General features: G+C 65.9%; 16 protein-coding genes. 5 read left to right on the forward strand and 11 right to left on the reverse strand.

The window, feature by feature from the left end; all coding sequences use genetic code 11:
- Window positions 1-29 precede the first annotated feature (29 nt).
- Both ATJ93_RS06800 and ATJ93_RS06805 read right to left on the reverse strand, forming a co-directional pair.
- The gene (locus ATJ93_RS06800; protein WP_120243821.1) at window positions 30-1,151 is read right to left on the reverse strand and encodes a tRNA (guanine(26)-N(2))-dimethyltransferase; all 1,122 of its coding nucleotides are present in this window, start codon (window positions 1,149-1,151) and stop codon (window positions 30-32) included.
- An 84-nt stretch (window positions 1,152-1,235) separates the two neighbouring features.
- On the reverse strand, window positions 1,236-2,444 hold the full coding sequence (locus ATJ93_RS06805) for a sensor histidine kinase (RefSeq protein WP_120243822.1): 1,209 nt from the start codon (window positions 2,442-2,444) through the stop codon (window positions 1,236-1,238).
- Window positions 2,445-2,664: 220 nt separating this feature from the next.
- Here ATJ93_RS06805 and ATJ93_RS06810 point away from each other — a divergent pair, with 220 nt between their 5' ends.
- Window positions 2,665-3,021, forward strand: a complete 357-nt coding sequence (locus tag ATJ93_RS06810; protein WP_120243823.1) for a hypothetical protein — start codon at window positions 2,665-2,667, stop codon at window positions 3,019-3,021.
- 49 nt (window positions 3,022-3,070) lie between these two features.
- Here ATJ93_RS06810 and ATJ93_RS06815 read toward each other — a convergent pair whose 3' ends face one another.
- The 3 genes from ATJ93_RS06815 to hisH form a co-directional block, all read right to left on the reverse strand.
- Window positions 3,071-3,475: a hypothetical protein gene (locus ATJ93_RS06815; RefSeq protein ID WP_120243824.1), complete on the reverse strand. Its 405-nt coding sequence runs from the start codon at window positions 3,473-3,475 to the stop codon at window positions 3,071-3,073.
- A 63-nt stretch (window positions 3,476-3,538) separates the two neighbouring features.
- Window positions 3,539-4,738: a Cdc6/Cdc18 family protein gene (locus ATJ93_RS06820; RefSeq protein ID WP_120243825.1), complete on the reverse strand. Its 1,200-nt coding sequence runs from the start codon at window positions 4,736-4,738 to the stop codon at window positions 3,539-3,541.
- Between the two features lie 840 nt (window positions 4,739-5,578).
- A complete protein-coding gene (gene hisH / locus ATJ93_RS06825; RefSeq protein WP_120243826.1) occupies window positions 5,579-6,241 on the reverse strand; it encodes an imidazole glycerol phosphate synthase subunit HisH in 663 nt (220 codons plus the stop codon).
- 110 nt (window positions 6,242-6,351) lie between these two features.
- Between hisH and ATJ93_RS06830 the strand changes: the two genes are divergently transcribed.
- Window positions 6,352-6,786 carry a nuclear transport factor 2 family protein gene (locus ATJ93_RS06830; protein ID WP_120243827.1) on the forward strand — a complete coding sequence of 145 codons (435 nt, stop codon included), beginning with the start codon at window positions 6,352-6,354 and terminating at the stop codon, window positions 6,784-6,786.
- Window positions 6,787-6,825: 39 nt separating this feature from the next.
- Here the strand turns inward: ATJ93_RS06830 and ATJ93_RS06835 are convergent, their stop codons facing one another.
- From ATJ93_RS06835 to ATJ93_RS06845, 3 genes are all read right to left on the reverse strand, one after another.
- The gene (locus ATJ93_RS06835) at window positions 6,826-7,428 is read right to left on the reverse strand and encodes a uracil-DNA glycosylase (RefSeq protein ID WP_120243828.1); all 603 of its coding nucleotides are present in this window, start codon (window positions 7,426-7,428) and stop codon (window positions 6,826-6,828) included.
- Between the two features lie 89 nt (window positions 7,429-7,517).
- Window positions 7,518-8,117: an endonuclease dU gene (locus ATJ93_RS06840; RefSeq protein ID WP_120243829.1), complete on the reverse strand. Its 600-nt coding sequence runs from the start codon at window positions 8,115-8,117 to the stop codon at window positions 7,518-7,520.
- A 6-nt stretch (window positions 8,118-8,123) separates the two neighbouring features.
- Window positions 8,124-8,297: a DUF5786 family protein gene (locus tag ATJ93_RS06845; RefSeq protein WP_120243830.1), complete on the reverse strand. Its 174-nt coding sequence runs from the start codon at window positions 8,295-8,297 to the stop codon at window positions 8,124-8,126.
- 192 nt (window positions 8,298-8,489) lie between these two features.
- Here ATJ93_RS06845 and ATJ93_RS06850 point away from each other — a divergent pair, with 192 nt between their 5' ends.
- Entirely contained in the window at window positions 8,490-9,101 is a 612-nt protein-coding gene (locus tag ATJ93_RS06850; protein WP_120243955.1) for an MBL fold metallo-hydrolase, read from the forward strand.
- Between the two features lie 198 nt (window positions 9,102-9,299).
- Here the strand turns inward: ATJ93_RS06850 and ATJ93_RS06855 are convergent, their stop codons facing one another.
- The 3 genes from ATJ93_RS06855 to ATJ93_RS06865 form a co-directional block, all read right to left on the reverse strand.
- Window positions 9,300-9,449, reverse strand: a complete 150-nt coding sequence (locus ATJ93_RS06855) for a 50S ribosomal protein L40e (RefSeq protein ID WP_120243831.1) — start codon at window positions 9,447-9,449, stop codon at window positions 9,300-9,302.
- Window positions 9,450-9,506: 57 nt separating this feature from the next.
- A complete protein-coding gene (locus ATJ93_RS06860) occupies window positions 9,507-10,022 on the reverse strand; it encodes a DUF367 family protein (protein ID WP_120243956.1) in 516 nt (171 codons plus the stop codon).
- Between the two features lie 76 nt (window positions 10,023-10,098).
- Window positions 10,099-11,976: a Rieske (2Fe-2S) protein gene (locus ATJ93_RS06865; protein WP_120243832.1), complete on the reverse strand. Its 1,878-nt coding sequence runs from the start codon at window positions 11,974-11,976 to the stop codon at window positions 10,099-10,101.
- 104 nt (window positions 11,977-12,080) lie between these two features.
- On the opposite strand from ATJ93_RS06865, the gene ATJ93_RS06870 reads away from it, so the two are divergent.
- The gene (locus ATJ93_RS06870) at window positions 12,081-12,482 is read left to right on the forward strand and encodes a nuclear transport factor 2 family protein (RefSeq protein ID WP_120243833.1); all 402 of its coding nucleotides are present in this window, start codon (window positions 12,081-12,083) and stop codon (window positions 12,480-12,482) included.
- A 153-nt stretch (window positions 12,483-12,635) separates the two neighbouring features.
- On the forward strand, window positions 12,636-13,913 hold the full coding sequence (locus tag ATJ93_RS06875; protein WP_120243834.1) for a PAS domain S-box protein: 1,278 nt from the start codon (window positions 12,636-12,638) through the stop codon (window positions 13,911-13,913).
- Window positions 13,914-14,005: the final 92 nt, after the last annotated feature.

Below are 14,005 nucleotides of genomic sequence, written 5' to 3' on the forward strand. Positions count from 1 at the left end.
AGGACGCGTCGTCACGGCAAGTGTCGACGTTACTCGAGACTGCCCTCGGTCGCCGCCCGGATCTCCCCGACGCTGGCGTCCGTCTTGAACGTCGTCCCGCCGTAGTGCGCTCTCGAGGCTTCGTATCCCGCTGCGCGCAGATCCGCGAGGAACTCGTCCATCGCGTTGGCGGGCAGCCCCCAGTTGCGACAGAGCTTGTGCTGGTCGTAGTGGGTCGGCTCGTCGAGTTCCGCCTCGAGCGTCTCGCAGAGTTCGCGTCCCTTCTCGGCGGTGCCGAAGGCGTCGGGAATCTCCTCGCGGACCGCGACGACGAACTCGCGGTCGCGGACGGGTCCGAGCCAGACCGGACCGGCGGCGAGGATCCGGTCGCCCTCGCAGTGGGGACAGGTCTCGATCGGGTCGGCGATCAGCCCCGGGTCGGCCTCGCGGTACAGGCAGTCCTCGCAGTGGTAGAGGTAGCCTAACTCGTCGACCGCGGCGTCGGCCGACGTCGCCTTGTGCTCGAGCTCGAGGTAGGTCCGGACGTAGTGGCTCGTCGCGTGGGTCAGCAGCGGCTGCACGCCGACGTCGAACCGGGCTGCGCTGCGCGCGAGCGCGGAGACGAGTATCCGAACGCCCATCTCGGCGTGGTAGTCGGTGTTTTGCGGAACCGCCGAGTAGGAGCGGACGCCGCTGTTGAAGTGCGCGCCGCACATGGGTGCGGTGTCGGTCGCGGTGACACAGACTAGATCCCGGCAGTTGGCGAAGGCAGCGTCGGCGAACGGCATCGGCGTCCCGTAGGGGTCGAGGTCGATCACGTCGAACACCTCGTCGTGCATGAGGGCGCTGACGTCGCGGTGTTCGACGGTCGCCCGTTCGGCGCAGTCGTTGCGCGCGAGGTTCTCGCGGGCGAGGTCGACGGCCTCCTCGTCGACGTCGCAGCAGGTGACGTCCCAGCCGTCGGCGGCCGCCCGAACGCCGCGGACGCCGCTTGCCGTCATCGCGTCGAGATACGTTTCGGCACGCTCCTCGCGCTCGCGATAGGCTCGCAGCGTTGCGATCGTCAGATCCCGGTTCAGCTCCTGGCGCGGATTGTAGAAGACCGACTCCTCGATACCCTCGGTCTGCTCGCCGGGGACCTCGAGCTCGATTCCGCCCTCGGTGACGCGCATACTCCCTCTGGACGGCGGCAGTCGAAAAACACCGTGGTATCGGTCGGGTCGTCTGAAGTCACACTCACTGCTCAGTTCGCGGGGTTACGCGTCCAAATCCGCGTGCTCGGCCGCCGGCAGCGTCACCGAGAACGTCGACCCCTCGCCGGGGTCGGAGTCGACCCGAATCCTCCCGCCGTGACGGTCGACGATGCGCTCACACAGCGCGAGTCCCAGGCCCGTCCCCTCGTACTCCTCGGGGCCGTGCAGACGCTGGAACACGTCGAAGATCCGATCCGCGTCGGCCGGATCGATGCCGATTCCCGCGTCGGCGACCGAAATCGTCCAACTCGAGCCGTCAGCGTTCGGCTCGGCATCCACGCGGACCCGCGGCGGCTCGTCGCCGCAGTACTCGAGCGCGTTCGAGAGCAGGTTCTCGAACAGTTGGCGTAACTGGCTGGCGTCACCGTCGACGGTCGGCAGCGAGTCGATCTCGAGGACGGCGTCGCTCTCGGCGATCCGTACTTCGAGGTCCTTTCGGGCATCGGCGAGCACGTCGTCGAGCGCGACGGGCTCGAACGGCTTGCCCTGCGAATCGATCCGCGAGTACGCGAGGAGGCCGTCGATCATCGCGCGCATCCGGTCGGCACCGTCGACCGCGTAGTCGATGAACTCGCGCCCGTCCGCGTCGAGATTGTCGCCGTACCGCTTCTCGATGAGCGTCAGGTAACTCGAGACCATCCGCAGGGGCTCCTGGAGGTCGTGACTCGCCGCGTAGGCGAACTGCTCCAGGCGCTCGTTCGAGTCCGCGAACTCCCGATTGGCGACCTCGAGTCGCGCGATCGTCTCGTCGAGTTGCGCCGTGAGTTGCTCGAGGTCTCGATTCCGGCATTCGATCTCGTGTGCCCGCGTCTTCGCCAGCGCGTCGTTGCGCCCGACGCCGAAGCCCGCGGCGGCGCCGAAGGCCGAAAGGACGAGTGCGGCCCGAACCGGATCGCTCACGCTCTCGGCCGGCTCGAGTTGGTAGAGCGCGAGCATCGCCAGCAACAGCCCGCTCCCGCCGAGACACCAGGCCGCGATCGTCGGATAGTACGCGCCGCGAACGTCGGTCCTGGGTAATCGATAGGCGCCGTACAGCAGGACCAATCCGGGAAGGCCGATGAACCCCGCGACGAGGACGACGTTCGACAGCGCCTTCCCTGCGGTCAGTTGGCCGACTGCCCAGCCGACCGCGAGCACGACGTACAGTGCCCCCACGGCTGCGATCGCCCCTCGTCCGCTACCAGCAGTTGGTGGTCGATACCAATCCCCCATGTGTATACTCCGTGGCACGCCTATTTTCGCGTTCCGCTGCCCGTCGGATCACCCGAGTATCCGTCCAGTAGATGTGTCAGCTCGCGACGGGCGGCGAGTCAGCCCCGATCCGTCAACAGTCCGGATCACTCCGCAAAATCGCAATGCTGACGGCTGTCGGTCGGCCGCTCGCTCGAGCGACAACCAAACCGATTTTACAGTCGGGTGCACAGTCACGAACGTGTCGGAAGCCAACCCCGTCGAGCGGTGGCAAGCGGATCTCGAGGAGGCAGGCGAGCTGACGCCGGATATCGTCGACCGGATTTCGCGCCTCCACGGCGACCGCGGGGTGCAGGCGGTCGAGGCAGTCGGCGAGAACCGCGTCAAGACCTACCGCGATTTTACCATCGTCGTCGGCTACGACGACGAGTACATCGTCGAGGACGGGGGCTGTACCTGCAAGGACAGCGAGTACAATCTCGATCCGGACGACCCGACCGATCTCTGCTGGCACGTGATCGCGGTCGCGATCGCGCGCCGGATCGGCCACGTCGACTACCACGACATGTGGTACTCGGACGTACGCGAACTGATCTGAGGACCGCGACACCGTTCGGATCAACGCCCACAATTACCCGTTACGGTCGTCACGGCGCTTCCGCCGTCGGCTCCGTCGACGGATCCGTCCGGAGTCGGAGGGCCCCGAATGCGATAAAACTGACACCCGCGACGAGTGTCGCGACGCCGAGAAGCGACGCTATGGAGACCAGACCGGAGACGACGAGGTACGACCCGATCGCGCCGTAGCCGACGCTTTGAATCTGCCACCACTCGAGCGTCCGGCCGGCGACCGTCAGCCGCCGGGTTAGCCCGGCGACGACGAACGCGACGCTGCCGAACAGCAACAGTGCACCACCGGCGACGGTCACAGCCGCCGTCGGCGAGGCAGGTTCGTCGACGATCACTTCGAGACTCTCCGTGAACGACAGGGCGAACGTCGCGAGAAACAGGACGCCGAGGACGAGACTGAGCCGTCGGTCGGACCAGGACATACACCGACCAACAGCGAGTGGCGGAATAACTATAGCGGACCGAACACGTCGATCGGGAACGCCTCAGTCGGATTCGTTACAAGCCGCGATGATAACCTCCGGATCGTCGATTAGTCGGTTCTCCATGTAGTTTCCCTTCCCCTTACCGGCCCACTTGCGCTCCTGCTCGATGATCGAGAGGAACTCGAGTTCCGAGAGAATATCGCGGACGCGACGCAGTTTCAGGTGATCGGACTGATCCCGGTCGCACAGTCGCTTGTAGAGGTCGTACACCTCGTTGGTCGTCACCGGCGCGTCGTCGCCCTCCTTCTGCTGGGTGAGCAGCGCCATCGCCTCGAGCACCAGCTTCGCGTGACTCGGGCTCTTCGAGATGAGTTCGGCCAGCCGGCTGGTCTCCTCGCGCTCGTGGGCCTGATCGACGCAGGACTCGGTCACCCGCTCGAAGTCGTTCTCCTCGGCGATTTCGCCCGCAAAGCGGAGGATGTCGATCGCCTTCCGCGCGTCGCCGTGTTCGCGGGCCGCGAGTGCGGCCACGCGCGGGACGACGCCGTCCTCGAGGACCCCCTCGTGGAACGCGTCGGAGCGCGAGCGGAGGATCTCGCGGATCTGGGTCGCGTCGTACGGCGAGAAGACGTACTCGCGCTCGCAGAGGCTGGACTTGATTCGCTCGTCCAGCGAGTCTTTGTACCGGACCTTGTTCGAGATGCCGATGACGCCGACCGTACTCTCGGTGAGCTTGCCGGACTCGACGGCCCGAGAGAGTTGCATGAGGATATCGTCGTCCTCGATCTTGTCGACCTCGTCTAAGATAATCAGCGCGACGTCGTAGCGGGTGTCGATGATCTGCCAGAGCCGGCGGTAGTACTCGGCGGTGCTCAGGCCCGAGTGAGGGATCGAGATGTCCGTCTCCGTCTGGTCATTGAGCTGGTGCCCGGCCGATTGGACGGCCTGGGTCTCCGTCGACTCCTGAAGACAGTCGACGTACGCGACGCCGATCGAGACGTCGTTGCCCTTGGCGCGCTCGATCGCCTGGTTCGTGATGAACTTCGAGCACAGCGATTTGCCGGTCCCCGTCTTCCCGTAGACGAGGACGTTGTTCGGCGTGTTCCCCCGCGTCGCCGGTTTGATCGCGTTCGCGAGGTTCGTCAGTTCGTCCTCGCGACCGATGATCCGATCGCCGTCCGGGAGGTGCGAAACCTGCAGGAGCTCCTTGTTGCGGAAGATCTCGTTTTCGCTCCCGAAGTAATCCGTCGAGCCCGACATTCAGTTACTCGAGACATTCGGCGTCGCTCTCTTAAACGTTCGGAACCGGAGTTCCGCTGTATAATCCAGATCTCAACGATTCAAGAACCAAAACGATCCATCTACACCCCTCGGTGCCGCTGTATAGGCCGAAACGGACCCCGGATTTCCGCTGTATAGGCGAGCGGGTGTCGGCCGTCACGGATGAGCCGCGAATTACGCCGTCTCGTCGCGGTGGGACCCCGGAGTGCCGCTGTATAGCAACCGGCCACCCCGGAGTGCCGCTGTATCACGAGCCGGTCGGCGACGAATTGCGCTCCAGACACGAACCGGCGGGAGCGGGACGGACACCGTATTTCCGCTGTATTGATTGAAAAGGATTTCTATAGGAAGCGAGCGGTTCGTTTTCCACCCCTCGGTGCCGCTGTATACGGAGACACACACCCCGCGTTGCCGCTGTAAGGAGTCGGCCGCGCCGTCGACCTGAAACCGAGGTCGAGTACCGCCGAGACTGCACTGGTAGCCGCGACGAACCGAAAACCGAGTCAAAACTGCGCCTCGAGTCGACTCGAGCGGACGCGGACGGTCAATTCCGAATGACCGTCACGACGTTCAATTCACTTAGTGGACTATGACTAAAGTCACCTATTTATGAATGTCGGAATCAGAATAGTTTCTCGATCCTGTTGTAGGGCTATAGCAACCCGCGGTAGATTACTGCCAGGTATACTGTGCTGATTGCCAGTTTTCAGACCGTCTCGAGCGGTCATACAGCGGCAACGAGGGGTGTGTCTCCGGCCCAACCACTGTGAGATCGCAGTTACGAACGGTATCGAAGCCGCGCCGAGAAGAAACCGAACCCTACGCGTCCGCGCAGATTTCGACGAAGTTCCGCAGAATCTGTAGCCCCGTCTCGCCGCTCTTCTCGGGGTGGAACTGGGTGCCGAAGACGTTGCCCGCGTCGTTGGCGACGATCGAGGGGAACTCGCGTTCGTAGTCGGTGCTCGCGACCGTCGCGAACCCGTCGTCGGGAACCGCGTAGTAGGAGTGGACGAAGTAGGCGTACTGGCCATCGATGCCCTCGACGAGCGGGTGATCCCGCTGGACGTCCAGTTCGTTCCAGCCCATGTGGGGCACCTTCTGGCCGTCCGAGAACCGGACGTTCGTTCCGGGAATCAGGTCCAGCCCTTCGACGGCGGACTCGCCGTCGGTCGTCCCCTCCTCGCTCGAGGTCAGCAGCATCTGCATGCCGAGACAGATGCCGAACAGGGGTTGGTCGCGCTCGGCGACCTCGAGGAGGTGTTCGCGGATCGGCTCGGCGTTCTCGACGCCTTCGCGGAAGGCGCCGACGCCGGGGAGGACGACGCCGTCGGCGTCGGCGAAGGCGTCGGGGTCGTCGGTGATCGTGACGTCGGCGCCCGCGCGCTCCAGGCCGCGGGTGACGCTGCGCAGGTTCCCCAGTCCGTAGTCGACGACGACGACGGAGGCGAGGGATTGGTCGGCTGCGGACGAAACGCTGCTCATACTCGAACTGAGGGCGGAACGTTGAAGTGTATTGCCATTCGCGCAACTGCAACCGGGCGTACTCCGCGCGTCTTCCCCGCTCCTTAGGTTCTCGAGGCTGTAGGGCCGATATGGTCGACAGCGATAGCGAAACCGATACCGATACCGACTCCGACGCGCCTACCGGAACCGACTCCAACACCAGCACCGCCACCAGCGCCGACCCGGAATCCGTCGTCCGCGACTACTACGAGTACGTCGACGCCGAGCGGTACGACGACCTCGTCGACCTCTTCGCCGACGACGTTCGGTACGAGCGCCCCGGACAGGGTGCGATCACCGGCCGCGAGGAACTCCGCGAGTTCTATCTCGACGGCCGGCCGCTCGAGGAGGGATCCCACGAGGTTCACGATATCGTCGTCGAGGAAGACACCGTCGCCGTCCGCGGGAGCTTTACCGGTTTGCAGGGCGACGAACGCGTCGCGTTCGACTTCGCGGACTTCCACGAATTCGAGGACGGGAAGATCTCGCGGCGCTATACGTTCACGGACCGAGACGAGGTGTGATAATCGCTCGCGGGTTCGCAGGCTCGTAAGCTCGCGGAATCAGAAGCCGTCGAGCCGCGTCTGGCCGCTTTCGCTCCCGTCGACGTCCGCGAGATCGGCGGCCCGCTCGAGGGCCGACTCGAACGTCTCCTCCTGACTGCGATCGTACAGCGTCGCCGCCGGATGGACGCAGAGCAGCAGCCGTCGGGGGGTACCGGCGATGCGAACCTCCTCGAGCGACCCGGCTTCCTTCGTGACGGCGACCGAGCGCTCGAGCAGGTGTTCGCTGGGAACCTTCCCGAGCGTGACGATTACGTCCGGATCGACGAGGTCGATTTCGGTCTCGAGGTAGCCCCGGCAGTGCTCGAGTTCCTCGTCGGTGGGGTCGCGGTTCTCGGGCGGGCGACAGCGCACGCAGTTGGTGATGCGGACGGTCTCGCGGTCGAGGCCGACGGTCCGGAGTTGTTCGTCGAGGACGGTCCCGCTGCGGCCGACGAAGGGTTCGCCCTCCGCGTCCTCCTGCGCGCCGGGCCCCTCGCCGACGAATAGGACGTCGGCGTCCTCGGGACCGGTTCCGTTGACGATCCGACTGCGGGAGTCGACCAGCACCGGACAGCGCGTACACTCGTCCACGCAGAGATCCTCCGCATTCAGCTCGCTCATGTGGTGTCGCTCAGGCGGGCGACTACTACGTCTTTCGCCTTTCGGGCTCGCAGCCAACTAGCTGCCGAAGGCGTTCAAGTCGATTCCCGTCACTCGCCGCCCTGCTCGTCGACTGCAGTGGCGTACGCATCGCCCGCTCGAGCCGCGAGCCGCGCCACGCGAATCGGTTCCGGACGGCCGCCCGCCGGCGTGAACGCCCGGACGACTTCGTCGGCCTCGCTCGTCTCGCAGCCGACGTGCCTGACGTAGACCGTGTCGTCGTTGACCGACAGCGACCGCCGCTCGGGCAGGGAGCGGTACGCCTCGAGCCGCTCGTCGCGTTCCGTCCCGGAAAAGGCGTCTCGAATCCCGGCCTCGAGACCGCCGCTTTCCTCGAAGGTGACGGCGATCACGGGCCGATCGGCAGCCTCGTGAATCCGTGCGAGGTCGAGAATATTGTACCACGCGGGGGCGACGGCGCCGAGCAGCACGTAGCGTACGTCCGGTCGCCCGACCGACTCGAGCAGCGATCGGACGGCCGCAGTCGCGTCCGTGCCGCCGACGGTACAGGCTTCGTAGGCGAGGCCGTCGACGACGCGGTCCGCGCGGACGACCGCGGCCGCGAGGGTGCTTCGACGCCGACCGTCCCGGTCGTCGCGATCACCGCCGTACGACTCGGCGATGCCCAGCGCCCGCACCCCGGACTTCATCCCTCGTTACTCCTCGTCCTTGATTTCCTGCAGTCGGTCGAGGAGTTCGTCGCTCGAGGCCCCGTTTTCGAACTCGATCGTTCCGTCGTGGTCGGTCTGCGAAGACTGCACCGCGTCGTCGTCATCAAAATCGGCGTCGACTTCCTGTTGCTCGGATTCGTCGTAGCTCCCGAATCCCATACATATCGCTATAAGCGGTTGGAAGTGAAAAAATCCATGGTTACATGTTTCAATTTCGCGGAAAGTGAAACGATCCGACGGTCAAGTTCGAGTGTGGGATCCACCCGCTGACGGAGACGGGGGCGGGCGACACCAAGTCGCTGCTACCCGAACGACGCCAGGATTTTGTCGATTCCCGACGACGTGACGCACATGGACGTTCACCACGTCACCGAACCCGCGGAGACGTTCACGTGTAACGCCTTTCTCGCGCTCGGCGAGGCGCCGACGCTTGTCGACGCCGGCGCCTGGGACGGCGTCGTCGACGAGATCAGCGAGCACACCGACGTGCTCGACGCCATCGTACTCACCCACCAGCACGGCGACCACGTCGAGCAACTCGAGACCGTCGTCGAGGCCTTCGATCCGACGGTGTACGCCTACGGCGACCACCCGCTGCGCGACCGCGCGCTCGAGGACGGCGACACGGTCCACATCGGCGACGAGGCGTTCGACGTGGTCTACACGCCCGGCCACGCCGACGATCACGTTTCGTTCGTCTCCGAATCGTCGCTGTTCTCCGGCGACGTGGTCGTCCACGACGACGGCGCCTTCGACTACGGGAGCTTCGGCCGCACCGACATGGCGGGCCAGTCCCGCGAGCGGCTCATCGAGAGCATCGAGGCGCTGCTCGAGCGCATGCCCGACGGCGTCGAGCACATGTACGCGGGCCACGGCGGCGTCTTCCACGGGGACGTTCGGGACGTCGTCGAGACGGCGCTCGAGCGGGCCGAGAAGCGAGAGCCGAAGTACCCCGACGAATGAGTGGCCGGTCCGGAGACGAGCCACGACGGGGCGAGTCTCCGGCTTTTTGGTCCAGATTTTTGCGCGAGCGGTGAGCGACGCCGGGAGCGAACCCGAGCGGAAAAAGTGAGTCAGACCCGAGCGGAAAAGGTGGGGTCAGAGACGGCGTCGCAACTCGAGCGGCGCTGAAACGGAAAGAAGACGAACCGAGACGCCCGATTATGCCGCGCGGGGTTCCTTCGCCTTGGGGCGGAGCTTCTCGTAGCCGCACTTCCGGCAGCTGTCGGCTCGCTTCGGGTTGCGAGCGTTACAGCGCATGCAGATCATCTTCTCGAGCGTTCGTTTCTCGGCAGCGTCGAAACTTGGCATGTCGCTGCGTTCGGCCGTGGTGCATTTAACCGCTGTGGTTGGCGCGTTCCGCTTTGATTACTCCTCGCCCTCGCCCTCGTCGGCTAGATAGTCGTCCTGCACGGCGACGACCTCGCTCGAGTCGGCACACGCACTGTACCGCCGCAGCGGTTCCTCGTTGAGGTCGAGAAAGGTCTGGCCCCAGCGGAACGGCTCGAGGAGGTCCTCGGCGCGGTCCCGCTCGCCGAAGATGCAGCAGGCGCCGGCCAGCGCCTCGACGGTCGTGAGTTGAAACGGCCGCCCGTAGTTGACCGGGTTCGCGGCCACGAGGAACGGCAGCGCGCGGTGGACGCCGTTCATGCGGAAGGAAGCCGCTTCGGCGGACTCCCACGAGCAGTCGAGCGCGACCAGCGTGCCGAGCCCCTCCTCGGCGTCGGCCGGTGAGAGCGCCTGATCGGCGTGGGGGTTGAGGACGACGCCGTAGGGCACCTGGCCCATCGACCGGTAGAGGGTCGCCTCGTCGAACTTCTCGAGGCGACGGGCGGTGCACTTTGCGGGGTCGTCGTCGCCCTCATAGTAGACGTGACACTCCAGTTCCACGCCTGATCGTACGCACAGCGGGGAGAAAAGCCCGACGGACCGGCTGCCGGCGCTCGCGGGCGTCCCCCGATCAGTCGTCGTGAATCGCCTCGCCGCGGTTGAGCCGCGACGCGATCGAAAACGTCTGTTCGGCTTCCCGGCGCGTCGGGAAGTGAGCCGCCATGTAGCGCGCGGTCGCGATCAGCGGCACGCGGCGACGCCGCTCGAGATTCGGCTCGTTCGCTGACGCCTCCGCCCCCTCGCCGGTGCCGTTCCCGCCGGCAGTCGCTCGCTCGGACGCGAGATCGAACTGGCGGAACGCCGCCTCGAGGTTCTGCAGCGTGTGGAAGCCGGCGTCCTCGCGTAACAACCCGTGCCCGAGCGTGCGCTTCAGCGCCGCCGGGTCGCCGCCGCAGTCGAAGAACTCCCCGATCAGGCGACCGGCCTCGTTCACCTCGCCTTCCGCGTCGAACGTCTCGAGCAGATCCTCGAGAACGGCGTCGGGGTCGCGTCCGGTTTCGTTCTCGCCGGGGTCCGGGATCGGCGCGGGCGGCGTGTTGAGGAACCGGTCGAGGTAGACGTTGATCGCGGCGTCGAAGACCCCGCGGTAGGTCTCGAGGGCGTCGGTTCGGCGCGCGAACCCGCAGACGGCGTTGGCGTACGTGAAAGTGTGGTGAACCGTGTTCCAGTCGCTGAACTCGTTGGCCGTGCCGAACTGGGCGACCCGCGTCGCTGCGGCGTGGGCGACCTCCGTCGCGAGCGCCTCGGTCGTCGCCCCCGCCCGGACGGCGTCGGCCAGCGCGTCCACGATCGCCTCGGGGTCGTCGCCGAGCAGCGTCTCCTGAAAGTTCGCGGGCGGTGACCACGGTGAATCCGAGTTCACACCGTCGCCCGAACTCGCGAGCGCCTCGAGACCGCTCGTATCCGAGACGTCGCCCCCGTAGACGTCCTCGAGCAGCGCGACGAGGTCGATCGGCCGCCGCCAGGACGACTGCTCGTCGCTTCGGGAAGCGGTCACGAGCGGGTCGACGAGGCTCGCGAGGGCGTCGCCCCGGAGGGTCTGCTCGTCGCCCCTGTGTCCGTCCGCGTGCTCGAGCGTTTCGAACGCCGTGTTCGCGAAATCGAGGACGTGCCCGCTCGAGAGGTAGGGGTGGTCGGTCGCGGCGGCGACGACCAGTTCGGCGAGGTCGGCGTCCGACCGATCGGCGGCGACGGCGGTGCGGAGACAGCGCTCGGCACCGTCGGCGTCGCGCACCTCGACGCAGTCGCGGAACCACGACTTCAGGCGGTCGAACGCGACGTCGCGGGTCGAAAACGACGGCTGGTCGAAGTTCGGCGGTTCGCCGGCGCAGTCGTCCGCGACGTGGCGGACGCCGGTGTAGAGCGCCCGCTTTCGATCTTCGGGCTCGAGGTCATCGATTACGTTCGCCGTGCAACCGAGAATGGTCAACCCGGAACCCCAGCCCGAGTCGCGGTACTGCGTGCCGAACTCGAGGGTTCGGGCCACCGGCTCGCGGTAGTCGACGGCCGCGTCGAGCAGCCCGATCGTCGATTTCGCGACGACGAGTCGCAGGTTTTCCTCGAGGCCGGTCTCTAAGCGCCGGGTCCAGTGCTCGTCGGGCGGCAGGTCCCGAGGCGGGGTCGGGTTCACGTAGACGGTGCCGTCCCGGACCTCGACGGGGTAGGTGGGGACGTCGTCGGCCCACGGATCGAACGTGTCGCCACAGGAGAGTTCGAACCGCGCGTGGTGCCAGTGGCAGGTGAGGATACCGTCGTCGACGGTGCCCTCGACCAGCGGAAACCCCATGTGCGGACAGCGGTTGTTCACCGCGCGCACCTCGCCCTCGTGGTAGAAGACGGCGATCGGCGTCCCCTCGAGACTCACCAGTTCGCGCCCCGATTCCGCGAGGTCCTCGAGCGCGACGACCTCGCGAAAGTCGTCCGTGTCGGCATCGTCTGCTGTTGCCATACGCCAACGGACAACACGCGGTCGTGTAAGCGTTCCCTGAACGCAGCTACTGTAACGAATCGGTCATATCACAGCCTTTTGGGAGTCGCGACGAAACGTCGGGTATGGATTCGGACTCGGACGCGGACGGTGATTCGGCGACAAAGGCGAACACGGACGCAGGTGCCCTCGTCCGCCGCTACTACGACGGGCTCGACGACCACGACTACGACGCTCTCGCCGAGATTCTCGCACCCGATTTCGTCCAGCGACGACCCGACCGAACGTTCGACGACCGCGCGTCGTTCGTCCAGTTCATGCGCGAGAAGCGACCGAATCCGAACACGACGCACGAGGTGATCGATATCGTCGCGGACGACCGGACCGTCGCCGCTCGCGGACGGGTACTCGAGGCCGCGACGGACGCCAGCGACAACGACGACGACGACCGCGTCCTGTTCGAGTTCGCCGACTTCTTCGCGGTCTCGGACGGCCGGATCGAGCGCCTCGAGACGTACGCGCGCTAATCTTCGTCTCGTCGGAAACTCACTCGTTGATCGGCGAGCAGTCACCGTCAGACACCGACCCCGGCCAAACGGACCGCGCTGTGCGACGAAGCAGCGGCGTACGTGACAATCGGCAGAACGATTTAAGTTTCGACGATGTCTAGGCGAGCCTAAATGGGGGAGTATATCGAGCAGTTCGTCGGCGCGCTGTTTCGGGTGCTCGAGGACGAGGGGCATACGGAGGCCAAACAACTGTTGCTGGACGTCTACCGGTCCAACGCGGCGACGGATCGCGACGAACTCGCGCAGGATCTCCTCTCGGAACTCATCGCGGTCGTCGACCGCCGGCTCGAGACCCGCGAGGAGATCGAGGTGCTCGCGACCGCAGTCGAATCTCTCTTCGATCGGTTCGCAACGGTCGTCGACGCTGCGCCGGCGGCCATCTTCGCCGTCGAACCGGACGGCTCAATCCGGCTGTGGAACGACGGCGCGACCCGAACGTTCGGCTGGGACGAGTCGGAGATCATCGATCGCTCGTATCCCCGAACTCTGGCGGAGTCACCCGACGAGACCGCCGCATTTCTCGAGCGACTCCGCGAAGGCGAGCACCTCGCCGGGATCGAAACCCGCCACCGGCACAGGGACGGCTCGGTTCGTGACGTTCGGCTCTGGGCGGCGCCGCTCGGCAACCGGGGCAATGAGTTCGAGTTCGAGGGCGCCACGTTCGTCGTCAGTGACATCACCGAGCAGAAACAGCGCGAGCAGCGGCTGGCCGTTCTCAACCGAGTATTGCGCCACAACATCCGCAACGACGTGACGCTGATCCAGGGGCACCTCGAGATGCTGGCGGCCGACCTCGAGGCGGAAACCGAACACGTCGATGTGATCGACGCGCGGCTCGACAACATCGTCGAACTGAGCGAGGCGGCCCGTCGAATCGAGCAGTTACAGGGCGACGGCACCGACCTCGCGACGATCGAACTGACGGACCTGTTACGCGAGCGCCTCGACCGCCTGCAGACGGAACACCCGGAGGCCGACATCAGCGTGCAGCTTCCCGGCTCGGTGGCCGTCGGCGCGCACGAACTGCTGCCCTACGCGTTCGATAACGTTCTCGAGAACGCGATCGAGCACAACACCGCGGCGACTCCGCGGATCGACGTCACGGTGACGACGGCGTCCGGGCCACACCGGCGCACGGTCACCGTTCGAATCGCCGACAACGGGCCGGGCCTCCCCGAGGCGGAACGGGAGGTTCTTACGGCAGACGCGGAGACCCCGCTGACCCACAGCAGCGGGATGGGGCTGTGGCTCGTCCGCTGGATCGTTCGCAGTTCCAACGGGACCGTCGCGGTCGATCCCGGCCGCTTCGACGGAACCTGCGTCAGCATTCGGCTGCAGGACGCTCGATCCGAGGACCGACGCGAAGCGGCGCCGTCGGCGAGACGGTAGGTCCTACCCCCGACCTTGCCTCGGTAGCGAATCGATGACACCGGACTCGAGCGCCTCTCGAAGCGAACGGACGATAGCGTACCGGGCTCGTT

It is taken from the genome of Halopiger aswanensis (assembly GCF_003610195.1).
Lineage (GTDB): Archaea > Halobacteriota > Halobacteria > Halobacteriales > Natrialbaceae > Halopiger > Halopiger aswanensis.

What these genes read in the sequence shown, in the direction of transcription:
- ATJ93_RS06800 (WP_120243821.1), bottom strand. Translation starts at nt 1,151, where the DNA reads ATGCGCGTCACCGAGGGCGGAATCGAGCTCGAGGTCCCCGGCGAGCAG.
- ATJ93_RS06805 (WP_120243822.1), bottom strand. Translation starts at nt 2,444, where the DNA reads ATGGGGGATTGGTATCGACCACCAACTGCTGGTAGCGGACGAGGGGCG.
- ATJ93_RS06815 (WP_120243824.1), bottom strand. Translation starts at nt 3,475, where the DNA reads ATGTCCTGGTCCGACCGACGGCTCAGTCTCGTCCTCGGCGTCCTGTTT.
- ATJ93_RS06820 (WP_120243825.1), bottom strand. Translation starts at nt 4,738, where the DNA reads ATGTCGGGCTCGACGGATTACTTCGGGAGCGAAAACGAGATCTTCCGC.
- hisH (WP_120243826.1), bottom strand. Translation starts at nt 6,241, where the DNA reads ATGAGCAGCGTTTCGTCCGCAGCCGACCAATCCCTCGCCTCCGTCGTC.
- ATJ93_RS06830 (WP_120243827.1), top strand. Translation starts at nt 6,352, where the DNA reads ATGGTCGACAGCGATAGCGAAACCGATACCGATACCGACTCCGACGCG.
- ATJ93_RS06835 (WP_120243828.1), bottom strand. Translation starts at nt 7,428, where the DNA reads ATGAGCGAGCTGAATGCGGAGGATCTCTGCGTGGACGAGTGTACGCGC.
- ATJ93_RS06840 (WP_120243829.1), bottom strand. Translation starts at nt 8,117, where the DNA reads ATGAAGTCCGGGGTGCGGGCGCTGGGCATCGCCGAGTCGTACGGCGGT.
- ATJ93_RS06845 (WP_120243830.1), bottom strand. Translation starts at nt 8,297, where the DNA reads ATGGGATTCGGGAGCTACGACGAATCCGAGCAACAGGAAGTCGACGCC.
- ATJ93_RS06850 (WP_120243955.1), top strand. Translation starts at nt 8,490, where the DNA reads ATGGACGTTCACCACGTCACCGAACCCGCGGAGACGTTCACGTGTAAC.
- ATJ93_RS06855 (WP_120243831.1), bottom strand. Translation starts at nt 9,449, where the DNA reads ATGCCAAGTTTCGACGCTGCCGAGAAACGAACGCTCGAGAAGATGATC.
- ATJ93_RS06865 (WP_120243832.1), bottom strand. Translation starts at nt 11,976, where the DNA reads ATGGCAACAGCAGACGATGCCGACACGGACGACTTTCGCGAGGTCGTC.
- ATJ93_RS06870 (WP_120243833.1), top strand. Translation starts at nt 12,081, where the DNA reads ATGGATTCGGACTCGGACGCGGACGGTGATTCGGCGACAAAGGCGAAC.
- ATJ93_RS06875 (WP_120243834.1), top strand. Translation starts at nt 12,636, where the DNA reads ATGGGGGAGTATATCGAGCAGTTCGTCGGCGCGCTGTTTCGGGTGCTC.